Here is a 13,472-nt window from a genome sequence, read left to right as displayed (position 1 = left end):
GCGAACGAAGTGAGAGCAGAACTTCAGCTGAAAATTACTTAGTGAGTATATCATTTCTGGCGAACAAAGCGAGAGCAGAACTTCAGCTGAAAAACTTAGTGAGCATACCGTTTTTCACGAACGAAGCAAGAGCAGAACTACCTTAGTAGAAAGGAGCACCATATGACCATGAGAATAACCGGACTCGCTTCCGGACTCGATACTGAGAGTATCATTACCGAGCTGACGAAGGTTGAGTCACAAAAAGTTGATAAAATAAAAAGTGATCAGAAAAAATATGACATGAAGATGGATAAATGGAAGGAACTCAACAAGAAGGTTGTGGACTTCTATAATAAGACTCTTAGTAATCTTAGATATGATTCATCTTTTATAAAGAAAACTACCAGTGTTTCTAATGATAGTGCAGTTTCTGTTGTTACCAGCGGAACAGCTATGAACAGTAATCAGAAGCTGTCTGTTGATAAGCTTGCAAGCAGTGCGTATTTGACAGGTGGGAAAATAACTTCAAATTCCGGAAGCCTTGGTTCAACCACGCCGCTTAGTTCTATAAGCTCATACTCATCAACAGCAACTGTTCATAAGGAAGCGGTTAAAGATGAGGATGGTAATGAGATTACTCCTGCAGTTACTGATGATGACTACAAGAATAAGATAAGAATCAGATTTGGCAAGGAACCACCGGAAGGAGCTACTGAGGATACACGCGAGTTTATTGATATTACTATTGATCCTGAACAGTCAATTGCAGAAGCTTTAGCTGCCTTTAAGGAAGCTAAATCATCAAGTGGTCATGGCTTAAATGCAAACTTTGATGCCGGACAGGGACGTATTTATATGACTTCAAATAAATCCGGAGAGGATGAGAACTTTTCAATCGATTTTAAAGACAGTGACATGAGAGTGGTTAAAGCCCTCGGACTTGACTACGATACCAACGAAGATGCTACTCATAAAGTTGGTGAAGATTCTCAGATTACCTTAAATGGTGCGGTTTATAAGTCAAACGACAACACCTTTGACATCAACGGACTCACAATCACCGCCAAGCAGGTAGCGTCAGATATATCGCTTACGACCACAGATGATACCAGTGGTATCTACGATATGGTTAAAAACTTCCTCAAAGAATACAATGACCTCATTGGTGAGATGCACACCTTGTACAATGCCGATGATGGAAAAGATTTTGACATTCTTACAAAAGAGCAAAAGGATGAAATGACTGAGGAAGAGATTGAAGACTGGAATAAAAAGATTGAAGACAGTCTCTTATCAAAAGATCCCACAATTTTCAGAGTTATGTCAGAGATGAAGAAAATCATGATGAACTCTTATGATTGGGGCGAAATAGACATTAATAAAGAGACAGGTAAGGAAGTACAGGTAAGGACCTCCTTCTGGTCATTCCATATCGCAACTCCCGGTTACTTTGCCGGTGAAGAGGTCGATAGAATGAAATGGCATATCTACGGCGATGAGGATGATGATCAGTACAGCGGAAAAGAGGACAAGCTAAAAGCCAAGATTGAGAAAGATCCTCAACTTGTAAGCAGATTTTTTAAAGCTATATCTTCCGAAATGTATTCAAAGCTCGGCGATCTTATGAAATCTACCGATTTTTCAAGTGCGTATACTTTATATGAAGATAAGCAGATGAAGAAGCAGGTTGATAAGTATAAGACTCAGCTGAAGGACGCACAGGACAAGCTGGGCAAGATGGAAGATAAGTATTATGACAAGTTTGCCCAGATGGAAAAAGCAATGACAAAGCTTAACGAACAGACCAATTCCCTGGCCGGAATGTTGGGAACGGGCTGATAATAAGGACATTGTCAGCTTAGCTGACGGATAATGGTTATAAGCAGACACACGGAGGTAGGTTATGCCGGTAGCAAGAAATCCTTATGCAAGACAGAGCAATATGATGAATCAGTATCAGAATACGAGGATCCAGCAGGCTAAGCCTGAGGAACTTACTCTGATGCTCTACGATGGTGCCATAAAGTTCTGTAATATTGCGATTATGGGGCTTGAGAAGGAAGACGAGAAGAAATTCACGACTTACCTTCTCAAGGTTGAAAATATAATTGATTATTTAAATAATACCCTTGATATGAAATATCCTGTGGCAAAAGATTTTGAGAATGTATATAACTATCTTATGAAGAGGCTGGTTGAGGCGGATCTTCACAGGGATGAATCACTTGAGATCATGAATGAGGTAAACAGACACATTCATACTATGAGAGATACCTGGGTTGATGCTATCAAGATAGCAAGAGGCCAACAGCCGGCGCCACAGAGCGTGCCGACAGGGGCATAAATTAAGAGTGCCTTTACTGCTTTTATGGGGATCAAATTTATGAGCAGTGAGACTTGAAGAAAGTGGGGATAAAAAAGTGACAGAATCATATCTGGACATGATGGAAGAGAGTCTCAGAGAGAAGATTACAGTCCTTGAAGACATTGTTAAGGAAAATGAGACTCAGAAAGAAATACTTGAATCTACAACGGAATTTGATGAAGAGCGCTTCGATGAAGCAATTAGTCGCAAAGGCGAACTGATCAGGCGGGTTGAGAATCTAAATGACGGATTTGAAAGCTTGTATGAGAGAGTAAAGAGGGAACTTGAAGATAATAAGGATAAGTATCGGGAAAAAATAGCGGTTTTCCAAAATCTTATCAGAGAGATTACGGGATTATCTAACTCAATAGAGGCAGGCGAAAAACGAAACAGAGCACTTGCCAAAAACTACTTTAGTTCATCCAAGGGTCAGATAAATCAAAACCGTAAATCTTCACAGGCAGCCCTTGATTACTATCTTACGATGAACAAGTCCAAGATTACACCGCCTCAGTTCTATGATACGAAGAACTAGGTGATAATGTGAACGAACTTCCCATTGTAAAGGAATATGAAAACAGAATAGTTGATATATTATCATGTGAAGATATCACAGAGTACTTTGATGAGATGCTTCAGATTGGGGCCAGGATCATAAGCGGAGCCCTCTCACCTGAAGGTAAGCATGAGCTTGCTGACAGAATCAGGAAAAGCGTCTATTTTCTTCCAAACGAAAGTACTCAGGATATGCTGCGGCATGTGGCATATCTTCATTTGATGGTCAGACTTACTGATAGCAGAGAATTTTATACAGAATTTCTTGCATATGTTGATGGTATGCGCATAGATGAGAGATACAGATTTTTCCTTCTTATGCAGGCGAGGTATCTTTCTTACCAAAAACCGTATATAATAACATTAGAATCCGATAGGTTATTTCATAAGATTTACAAGAGAAGCAGAGATTTTTACCGGGGAAGAATCGGTGACCTCGGCAGTTTCATTAAGCTGAAGGACAGGAGAGCCAATCAGACGATAATCCTGACTCAGCAGTATCTGACAGACACACATAGAGAGACACATATTACAAACCTCATCGCTCAGGAGATAATGGTTAGTATGTGTCAGAACACTTTTATTATAAATACCAACGACCTTCTGCCGGTGGCAAATGTGGTACCGCTTTTTGGAATAGAAGGTCATAACTCCATGCAGTATCTGGCTAATGCCAATAACGTTTATGTGCGTGGTTTGTCAGTTCCCTATTTTCAGTGCGATGACAGGATGCCATCCGAGGATGAGATGCATATCATCTTAAGCACCATTAGGGAAGTGAGACCGGAATATATTATAAGCTGCGGAGATCATGCAATTACAGCATCTATAGCTGCGAAAATCGTTCCTGTAATTCCGGGATATCAGATAGCACCCACCGATGATCCGCAGGTAATAAGAGAAAATCTGTTAAATTACAGAAGGATGATAGAAGAAAAGAGATTTTGGCAGATCAGATTCAGGGTTCAGGAAGCAAAGAAATAAAAGGTATTACTACATATAAAGATGTCTGATTAACGGACGTATGAGAGTTTAGGAGGGAGAAAAGAAATGAAAGTTAATACCAGAATCTTTGGCGAAGTTGACATTGAAGATGAGAAGATTATAACAATGCCCTTTGGACTTGTGGGATTCCCCGATCTTCAAAAATTTGCTCTGATTCACAATCTTGAGAAGCCGGTTGGCTCTCTGTGGTACCTGCAGTCAATGGATGATCCTGATATTGCACTTCCTGTAATTGACCCGCTTACGATTAAGCCGGATTACAATCCGCAGATAGAAGAGGCTGATGTGGAACTTTTAGAGCCACTTACCAATAAGAATCTTCTTCTTCTCGTTACGATTTCAGTACCGGAAGATATTTCTAATATGACAGCTAATCTCAATGCTCCTATTCTTATCAATACCGATACAGGGAAAGGTGCTCAGATTGAGCTGGTATGGGATAAGGAAAAATATGTAACGAAGTATCCCATTTATGAATACTTGAACAAATAACGCTACGGCATAGATTAGGCGTTTAATATGGCGCACGCTTTTTGGCGTGCGTTTTTTAACATATTAGCAGATTTGCCTATTACACTGACTATTAAGAAGATTTCATAGGTTATAAAACCAGATGTTTTTTGGGGATGGCAATTATGTTCGATTTGGACAAGTTTATAGATGAGCATGTGACCATGAGAAATGGCAGCATGTTCGAAAAAGATATCAGGGATAACGCAGATAAGCTTACACAGAAAATAGAAGGTAAAAGCGTTCTCGTTATAGGCGGCGCAGGAAGTATAGGAAGCAGCTTTGTGAAGGCTGTACTTCCATTTAAACCCTCTGAGCTTGTGATAGTGGATGTAAATGAGAATGCCCTTGCTGAGGAGACAAGAGACTTAAGGTCTACTAAAGGAATGTTTGTTCCAAATATTTACCGCTCATATCCTATGGACTATGCGTCTCCTGTATTTGCCCGTATGTTCAGAGATAACAGGGGATTTGATATAGTGGCGAATTTCTCAGCTCATAAACATGTAAGGTCTGAAAAGGATATTTATTCTATAGAAGCTCTTATAAGGAATAACGTGATAAATGCAAAAAAGCTCCTTGATCTTCTATGTGAATATCCTCCGGAGGAGTACTTCTGCGTATCTACTGACAAAGCAGCTAATCCCGTAAATATCATGGGAGCATCCAAAAGGATAATGGAGGATCTGATCTTTTCATATTCAGACAGGTTCCCTGTAAAGACAGCGAGGTTTGCCAACGTTGCATTTTCAAACGGATCGTTACCTGCAGGATTCCTTGCGAGAATAGAGAAAAAACAGCCTCTGGGAGCACCCCAGGATGTAAAAAGATACTTCGTATCTCCAAAGGAAAGCGGACAGATATGCATGCTCTCCTGTATGCTTGGTGATAATAGAGAAATCTTTTTCCCAAAGCTTGAAGAAGAGCAGATGATGAGATTTGATACGATCGCAGAAGAACTCCTTACTGAAAAGGGATACGAGGTACTATATTGCGACAGTGATGAAGAGGCTATCGAAAAAGCGGAGGAATTAAAAAAAGATCCTGATTGCAGAAAATATCCCGTGCATTTTTCCGGGTCAAATACTTCCGGAGAGAAGGCTTATGAGGAATTCTACACAGAGAGCGAGATGGTTGATAGTGATAGATTGTCAGCCTTGGGAGTAATAACTGATAAAGCTATTCCGAATAAAGGGGAAATAGTATATTTTATAAATAATATAGAAGAAACATTTGACAGAGGAGATGCTACTAAAGAAGAGATAGTTAATAGTATTAAAGAATATCTACCCAATTTTGAGCATATCGAGACAGGTAAGAGTCTTGATTCTAAAATGTGAGTTCAAGGAGGATGTATGGGACAGTTACAGGACATGGGAAAACAGGTAATTGCAAATAATGAGAAGGCAGCAGACACTATTTATCAGAGAAAGCCGGGCGGACCTGAAATGGTGGCTCCTGTGATGAAGCTTCTAGTTACATTTACAGAGCTCCTGGTTCAAAGTGGTAAGGTCAGCGCAGATAACGCTCAGCAGATGCAGGAGTGGCAGACAGACTTTTCCAGACTCGCCAAGGCCAATGAAGAGGGAGATTATATCCTTGTGGCAGACATACTTCATCATGACTTAAACAGAGAAATAGAGGCCTGGATTGCCAAATAATAGTGGTTTAACCTTTGGCGGAAAATGTTTATAAATAATTTAGAATTATTTTGCTAAAAGGGGTTAACTTTATGATAGTAAGTCCGATATAATGAATGTAGGAACTCAAAGTGTATTTGTTTTGTGGCACGGAACACAGGAAAATGCACTTGAGTATATAGTAGGATAGCAGGGAGAGAGCAGCCTAGGAACTCCGCTCACCGGATATCTGAATAAAGAAACAAATTTATATTTTAACTACGGCAAAAGGATTTGCCGCGTACACACACAAGGAGGTATATTATGGTAGTACAACACAATTTAACAGCGATGAACGCAAACAGAATGCTCGGCGTGACAACAAGTCAGCAGTCAAAGTCAGCTGAGAAACTCTCATCAGGTTATCAGATTAACCGTGCAGCAGATGATGCAGCAGGATTATCAATATCCGAAAAAATGAGAAAGCAGATCAGAGGTCTGGATCGTGCATCAACTAACGCAGATGATGGTGTAAGCGCAGTTCAGACAGCAGAAGGTGCACTTACAGAAGTACACGACATGCTTCAGAGAATGAATGAGCTTGCAGTTCAGGCTGCTAACGGAACAAACAGTACATCTGATCGTCAGTCCATTCAGGATGAGATTAATCAGCTTACAACAGAAATTGACCGTGTTGCTGAGACAACCAAGTTCAACGAGACATATTTGCTTAAGGGTGGCCAGGGCTTCAAAGATAAGTACATGGCAGCTCATGATGCAGGTCTTGAAGGAACACTTGCAGACACAGGTAAGAAGGGTGTATTCACAGCCTATATCGTATCAGATACAGACAAGACAATAGCCGGTAAGGAGTATCACCTTGGTGAAGCAAGAGATGCTATAAGTACAAGACAGGCTTCTATTACAAATACCACAGCTTCAGTTACTATCAACGGAACAACTTATACATTAGGTACTAGCTCACTTGATAGCACTACTAAAGTATTCAAGTATGGTGATAATGAATTCTCAGTTGATGAAGTAAGAGCTATGGTAGTTGATGGAGCAAAGGTTGCGGTTGCAGGCGGATCAACACGTACAGCAGTTGACTGGAAACTTGATAAGAATATCTCTGTTAATCAGGCTAGAGATAAGATGAAGGATGCTCTCCTTCAGGCTAACAAGATTGGTGTTGATGCAAAGAAGCAAGCTGACGTAGCTGTTAATGTTAATAATGGCGAAACGACAAGTGCCGGCAAGCTTTACACATTCTCTATAACAAAGCAGACAGCTCATGTTGCAAAGGATCTCGGACTTCAGCTTCATGTTGGTGCTGATGCCGATATGAGCAACAAGATCACTGTTGGAGTAGAGGTAATGAGTGCTGCCAATCTTGGTATCCAGAACCTCAACGTAGTTGATGGAACAGGTGTTGCAGCAACATATGCTATTGACGCCATCGAAGATGCTGTTAAGAAGGTATCAGAGCAGAGATCTGCACTTGGTGCTGTTCAGAACAGATTAGAGCATACCATCAAGAACGTTGACAACGTAGTAGAGAATACGACAGCAGCTGAGTCCCGTATCCGTGATACAGACATGGCTAATGAGATGGTTACCTACAGCAAGAATAATATTCTTGCACAGGCAGGTCAGTCAATGCTTGCTCAGGCTAACCAGTCCAACCAGGGCGTTCTGTCACTTCTTGGCTAATTCATTGTTTGCGAATTACTTAGAAAGTACATTAAGTACAACCATAGAAAGGGCTCTCCCGCAAGGGGGAGTCCTTTTCAAATGCCATATGGGCATGGTATAATTATCTGTATATTATAAGAAATGTATGACGATTTCGTTGGAACAATAATATACTGCGATTTTATCAGTAAGGTTTGAGCTATATACAGGGGGAGTAGGTCAAGTTGATAAAGTCAGTTGATGGCTTATTAAGGCCGGATGTAACATTAAGGGAAAAAAACTTTAATGTTTTAAAAAAACGATATGGGAAGATTCCCCATATTGATAAGGGTGAGAGCGAAAAGTACAGTGCTTCTTTATCCAAAGATAAAGGGATAGTATTTTATATTAATGATGCAATCCCTGCAGGTAGTTTGCGCCTAAACAGTCTTTATTCGCCGCGTTATGAGGCGGGGAGATGGGCTGAGAAACAAAGTGTTCCTATGAGACGTACTACTGTTGTCCTAATGGGATTTTCATCAGGAGTATATCTTGATGAACTTATAAAAAGATTTCGTTCAGATACGACTTTTTTTGTGTATGAGCCCAGTGAGTCTTTTTTTTCATTTGTCTGCGCATATGTCGATGTGACAGAGTTATTATCCAACCCCAGAGTTAATTTATATATTTCTGAGTCTGCCTGCAGCGCTATGGCAGATGATCTGTTATCAGACCTTGCAGGTTCCAGATCTGAAGCTATTAGTATAATATCTCCTTTTTATTCCAATAATGATGAATTTAATAATATATGCCATGAAGCTGAATCAGCGCTTGCCTCCAAAAAAGAATTCCAGAAAGGAAGGAGCAGACAGGTGCTAAGGTGCAGGATGTACGCCTGGAATCATATGGACAGAGCTTATGTACTGTCCGATCTTAAAGATAGTATTCCCCAAGGGGTGACAGCAGTAATTGTATCTGCAGGTCCCTCACTTGAACGTAATGGATCAGAACTCAAGAATATAAAGGGACATGCCTTTATCATATGCACAGACAGAGCTGTTAGCGTGCTTGATAAAGTGGGTATAGTTCCTGATATGATAATCAGTATGGATGCTGAAAAAAGTTCAGATTACCTGGATTATGAAGCTGCGAAAAATGCATATCTATTGTGTTCATATCAGACCAATATAGAGACTCAGAAAAAGTTTGAAGGCAGATGTATATATTTTCATGCACTTAGTTTTGAACAAAAGCTGATAGGAGATAGGGTTGGAAGAGAGGTTACAGATCATGGAGGGAATGTTGCAGGAGCTGCATTTGTAGTATGCAGAGAACTGGGAATAAGTAGGATAGTGCTGATAGGACAGGATCTTGCCTATACAGGTGGAAGGCATCACGCAGATGATATAGAGGACGGCAATCCTGACATGACGAAGAGACTTGTTGAGGGAGTAGACGGAACCAATGTTGAAACAAATGAGATGTGGATTTCATTCAGAGATTTCTTCGAGAGACAGATTGGATTATATCCTGAGATAGAAGTAATAGATGCCACCGAGGGAGGAGCAAAAATACATGGAGCAAAAGATGAGAAATTAAGTGTGATAGCAGGTGAACTTAAAAATGAAATATTTAATAGTTCAGGCATTCTTGATGGTATGCATTATGTGTTAAGCGCTGATGAGCAGAAGATGGTTAAGCAGAAGCTTCAGAACTGGATAAAAGATATTGATGAAGTAAGGGATAAAGCAATTGAGCTTGAAACAATATGCAGGAATCTAATAAATGCCTGCAAATATTCCGATATAAATGATATTAAGTATTCCAAAAAGAAGGAGAAACTTAGCGAGTTAAAGTTAAGCTTACATAGAAAAACGGTATATGGTCTTATGGAACATTTTTGGATAGAAGATATGTACAGCATTCCTGATTTAGTACTATTTATCAGAGATAATAAGGAGGCGCTTCCCGTGTTGGAGGCGGCAGAGAAGTATTATGCACAGCTTCCAAGTGATTGTGAGAGTTTAAAAGAGGAACTTGCAAAAGCAATTGATGACTGATTCTCGTTATCTAGTGATAGGAGATAAAAATGCCGGTTAATGACAATAAAGAAATAGAAAAGAATGAGGATGTGAGAGCAAAGAATTTTGAGCTCTTTAAAAAAAGATACGGTGAAACACCTGCCATTGATCCGGATGAGGAAGAGAAATATTGGATGGGTGAAGCCAATGACGGAGAAATAGTGCTTTATATCAGAAATGCCTCTCCATCAGGGGACCTCAGACTTAACAGTATATATGATCCCTCATATGAAGCGCAGAGATGGGCTGAGAAGCAGGATATTATAAACAGGAGAACCACTATAGCTCTTCTTGGGATATCCACTAGTGTTTATCTTAGAGCTCTGTATGTGAAGCTAAGGCCGGATACGACATTTTTTGTTTATGAGCCAATGGAGGGATTATTTTCATTCTTATGTGCATTTACGGATCTGTCACAGATAATAAATGATTCCAGGATAAAACTGTATATTACGGATAATCAAAAGGCAAGAATAGCTGATGAGATGATCCATGACCTTGCTACCTTCAGACCTGAGGCTAAAGGAATTATAACACCATTTTATTCAGATAATGAAAGGTTCACAAAGTTATGCAATGAGACAGAAAGCATGATGGGATCTACTCAGTGCTATCAGGCAGACAGAGGAAGGAACGCCCTCAGGTGCAGGATGTATGCCTGGAACCATATGAGGCATGCATACTTGCTTGCGGATCTAAAAAAGAGAATTCCTAAGGATATACCTGTGATAATAGTTTCAGCGGGACCATCACTTAGAAAAAATGTCGAGGTGCTTAAGAAAATAAAGGGTCATGCTTTTATTCTATCAACAGACAGAGCGCTTATGGTTCTGGATGAATATGACGTAATACCGGATGCAGTGATATCTCTGGATGCTGAGAAAAGTTCTGACTTTATGAATGTAAAGGTTGCAGAGAGCATACCTGTTATATGCTCATATCAGCTTAATATTGACAGTCAGAAGCTTTTTGATGACAGAAGGATATATTATCATGCATTATCTTATGAATATGAACTTATTGGAGAGAAGGTTGAAGCCCAGAATGGACTTGATCAGGGAGGAAATGTATCCGGAGGAGCGTTTACGGTATGTGAGTTTTTGGGAGTTACGACAATTATATTGATTGGTCAGGATCTGGCATTTTTAGATGGAAAACATCATGCAGATGGTAGAACGGACGGAACTCCGCTTGGACGTGTTAAGGAAATCAAAGGAATAAATGGTGATACAGTCATTAGTAATGACATGTGGATAGGATTTAGAGACTTTTTCGAAAGACAGATAGAAATGCATCCTGAACTCAGAGTAATTGATGCAACAGAAGGGGGAGCACTTATTGAGGGAACCGAGATAATGACGCTTGAGGAAGTTGCTCAAAAAGTGTGTACAGGTGACTACAATCTTGTAAAGATATTCGATGATCTACCCGTAGCGGAAACAGATGAGGAATATTTGGAAACAGTTAAGGTAGAAGAACAGTGGATAAAAGACCTTGATATGATAGCTAAAAACTGCGAGGAGTTGGAACAGCTATCAAGGCAGCTTCTAAATATAAGCAAATATAAGGATATAGGCGATCGTGCAGCAGAAAAGAAACTTAAGAAAATGGATAAGCTAAGGGAAGAGATATATACAACCAGAGTGAACAGTCTAATGGAGGAATTCTGGATAGAAGATCTGTATTCGATTCCTGATTACACCTTCATGGTCAGAAATAATGAAGAGGCCATTCCTGTTTTTGAGAGTGCCATGAAATTCTTTGCAAAAAATCCTGAGGATTGCAGAAGCTTAAAAAAGGAATTGCAGGAAGCCATAGACCAGGGGAAGGAAGATTATGAAAAGGATAAAGCTGCAATAACAAAAAAGTAGTGCATGGCAGGATTATGGCATGAGAGATGATTATATTAAAAATGCTGAGGCTTATGAAACAAGGTATGGAATCAAGCTTCCGGAGGAAAAGATAAGTGGATTATATGAGATAAAGAAAGCTAATAATGGAGAAGCTGTTTTATCTGTGAACATTGATGCTTCTGGGAAAAAGCTACGTTTAAACAGTATTTATAATCCTTCACATGAAGCCATGGTGTGGGCTGAGGGAAGAGAGATACCTGATAGAAGAACGACCGTTTTGTTATGTGGCTTTTCCACAGGAGTTTATTTAAAGGAACTGTTAAAGGTATATAGACCTGATACGGAATTTTATATATATGAGCCGGATGGGCTGCTGTTTTACTATCTTTGTAGTAATACAGACATTTCGGAATTGATATCGCATAGGCGAGTGCATCTGTTTATTACTGATGATCAGAAGAACCTGATGGTGGATGCAGTTTATGATGATATTATTGCCGGCAGATCAGAAGTAGTGGGTGTCATTACTCCATTTTATTCGGCAGACGAGAGATTTATGCATATCTGTAATGAAGTTGGCAGACTTAGCGTATCTCTTAGGAATTTTAAAAGACAGCGGGGAAGAGAGGCACTTAAATGCAGGATATATGCGTGGAAACATATGTGTAGTAATCATTACTTATCTGACATAGCACCATTTTTTAGGGCGGATGTTCCGGCAATTATAGTATCTGCAGGACCGTCTCTTGAGAAAAATGCAGGTAAGCTGAAACAATACAAGGGACATGCCTTTATCCTTGCTACAGACAGGTCACTTAGCACGTTGAAAAAGTATGGAATTGTGCCTGATGCTGTAATATCAGTGGATGCTATAAAAAATCCTTATTATCTAGAATATGCTTTTGAGAAAAAAATGCCTATCATATGCTCTTATCAGTTAAATATAGAGGCTCAAAAGAGAGCTGAAGGTAATCTTTTTTTCTTTGATGCTTTAAGTTATGAGAAGAAACTTTTTGGAAAAAAAGCGCATTTTGGTTCTTCGATTGATATGGGAGGTAATGTCGCCGGTGGTGCTTTTGTGGTATTAAGATTACTGGGAGTAAGGGACATCATCCTTGTAGGACAGGATTTGGCTTATTCTGAGAGTAGACATCATGCAGATGATATCGAGGACGGTATACTGGACAATGATGAATTAATACAAGTGGAGGGAGTAGATGGACGGAGCGTTACAACCAACAAAATGTGGTTAAAATATAGAGACTTCTTTGTGCGACAAATGAAGCAAAATCCTAATATCACTCTGATTGATGCTACGGAAGGTGGAGCCATGATTGAAGGCAGTATGGTGATGATACTTGATAAAGTGAAGAATGTTATACCAAATATAGAGTTCATATTTGAGGAAGACATAGGATATTTGTCGGATGGAGATTCTTTTGATTTGGCTGAAATATCATTAAGATCAAAGCTGATAATAGATGGCTGGTTGCAGGAACTTAATTATATAGGCGAAATTGCTGAAGAACTTATCAGTATATGTGACAGGCTTCTTTCGATATATAGAAGTGATAGCGAAATAGGGGAAGATACTCCTGATATAAAACATTTTAACGAGCTAAGGACACAATTGCATTCTATGGATATGAATAGACTTTTGGAAGAATTCTGGGTTGAGGATATGTATACTATTCCTCCGAGAGTGTTTATTATGAATAAGAGAGAATTGGCCATACAAACATTAAGTGAGGCGAAATCTTATTATGGTCAACTGGTAGATGATTCCATAAGCTTGCATAAGGTTTTATCTGCACCAGAGTGATTATAT

General features: G+C 39.6%; 11 protein-coding genes. All 11 read left to right on the top strand.

What is annotated here, in order from left to right; all coding sequences use genetic code 11:
- Positions 1 to 162: 162 nt before the first annotated feature.
- The 11 genes from fliD (at position 163) to ACHCNF_RS06975 (ending at position 13,466) form a co-directional block, all read left to right on the top strand.
- A complete protein-coding gene (gene fliD, locus ACHCNF_RS07025) occupies positions 163 to 1,821 on the top strand; it encodes a flagellar filament capping protein FliD (protein ID WP_408072073.1) in 1,659 nt (552 codons plus the stop codon).
- Positions 1,822 to 1,885: 64 nt separating this feature from the next.
- On the top strand, positions 1,886 to 2,326 hold the full coding sequence (gene fliS / locus ACHCNF_RS07020; RefSeq protein WP_408072072.1) for a flagellar export chaperone FliS: 441 nt from the start codon (positions 1,886 to 1,888) through the stop codon (positions 2,324 to 2,326).
- Positions 2,327 to 2,402: 76 nt separating this feature from the next.
- The gene (locus ACHCNF_RS07015; protein ID WP_408072071.1) at positions 2,403 to 2,882 is read left to right on the top strand and encodes a flagellar protein FliT; all 480 of its coding nucleotides are present in this window, start codon (positions 2,403 to 2,405) and stop codon (positions 2,880 to 2,882) included.
- A gap of 8 nt (positions 2,883 to 2,890) precedes the next feature.
- Positions 2,891 to 3,886 (top strand): hypothetical protein, encoded by a 996-nt coding sequence (locus tag ACHCNF_RS07010; RefSeq protein ID WP_408072070.1) that lies wholly within the window; start codon positions 2,891 to 2,893, stop codon positions 3,884 to 3,886.
- Between the two features lie 66 nt (positions 3,887 to 3,952).
- Positions 3,953 to 4,399, top strand: a complete 447-nt coding sequence (fliW, locus tag ACHCNF_RS07005) for a flagellar assembly protein FliW (protein ID WP_408072069.1) — start codon at positions 3,953 to 3,955, stop codon at positions 4,397 to 4,399.
- Positions 4,400 to 4,542: 143 nt separating this feature from the next.
- The gene (locus ACHCNF_RS07000; protein ID WP_408072068.1) at positions 4,543 to 5,757 is read left to right on the top strand and encodes a polysaccharide biosynthesis protein; all 1,215 of its coding nucleotides are present in this window, start codon (positions 4,543 to 4,545) and stop codon (positions 5,755 to 5,757) included.
- A gap of 15 nt (positions 5,758 to 5,772) precedes the next feature.
- Positions 5,773 to 6,078, top strand: a complete 306-nt coding sequence (locus ACHCNF_RS06995; RefSeq protein WP_408072067.1) for a hypothetical protein — start codon at positions 5,773 to 5,775, stop codon at positions 6,076 to 6,078.
- A 282-nt stretch (positions 6,079 to 6,360) separates the two neighbouring features.
- On the top strand, positions 6,361 to 7,749 hold the full coding sequence (locus tag ACHCNF_RS06990; protein WP_408072066.1) for a flagellin N-terminal helical domain-containing protein: 1,389 nt from the start codon (positions 6,361 to 6,363) through the stop codon (positions 7,747 to 7,749).
- A 206-nt stretch (positions 7,750 to 7,955) separates the two neighbouring features.
- Entirely contained in the window at positions 7,956 to 9,770 is a 1,815-nt protein-coding gene (locus ACHCNF_RS06985; protein WP_408072065.1) for a motility associated factor glycosyltransferase family protein, read from the top strand.
- Between the two features lie 29 nt (positions 9,771 to 9,799).
- Positions 9,800 to 11,662, top strand: coding sequence for a motility associated factor glycosyltransferase family protein (locus ACHCNF_RS06980; protein WP_408072064.1), 1,863 nt, complete (start codon positions 9,800 to 9,802; stop codon positions 11,660 to 11,662).
- A 19-nt stretch (positions 11,663 to 11,681) separates the two neighbouring features.
- Positions 11,682 to 13,466, top strand: a complete 1,785-nt coding sequence (locus ACHCNF_RS06975; protein ID WP_408072063.1) for a motility associated factor glycosyltransferase family protein — start codon at positions 11,682 to 11,684, stop codon at positions 13,464 to 13,466.
- Positions 13,467 to 13,472 lie beyond the last annotated feature (6 nt).

The organism is Butyrivibrio sp. NATIVEDY162 (genome assembly GCF_045999815.1).
Classification (GTDB): domain Bacteria; phylum Bacillota; class Clostridia; order Lachnospirales; family Lachnospiraceae; genus Butyrivibrio.
This window is presented reverse-complemented; position numbering and strand designations above follow the sequence as displayed.

Coding starts and splice junctions, on each gene's coding strand:
- fliD (WP_408072073.1), top strand. CDS start 163: ATGACCATGAGAATAACCGGACTCGCTTCCGGACTCGATACTGAGAGT.
- fliS (WP_408072072.1), top strand. CDS start 1,886: ATGCCGGTAGCAAGAAATCCTTATGCAAGACAGAGCAATATGATGAAT.
- fliW (WP_408072069.1), top strand. CDS start 3,953: ATGAAAGTTAATACCAGAATCTTTGGCGAAGTTGACATTGAAGATGAG.
- ACHCNF_RS07000 (WP_408072068.1), top strand. CDS start 4,543: ATGTTCGATTTGGACAAGTTTATAGATGAGCATGTGACCATGAGAAAT.
- ACHCNF_RS06995 (WP_408072067.1), top strand. CDS start 5,773: ATGGGACAGTTACAGGACATGGGAAAACAGGTAATTGCAAATAATGAG.
- ACHCNF_RS06990 (WP_408072066.1), top strand. CDS start 6,361: ATGGTAGTACAACACAATTTAACAGCGATGAACGCAAACAGAATGCTC.
- ACHCNF_RS06980 (WP_408072064.1), top strand. CDS start 9,800: ATGCCGGTTAATGACAATAAAGAAATAGAAAAGAATGAGGATGTGAGA.
- ACHCNF_RS06975 (WP_408072063.1), top strand. CDS start 11,682: ATGAGAGATGATTATATTAAAAATGCTGAGGCTTATGAAACAAGGTAT.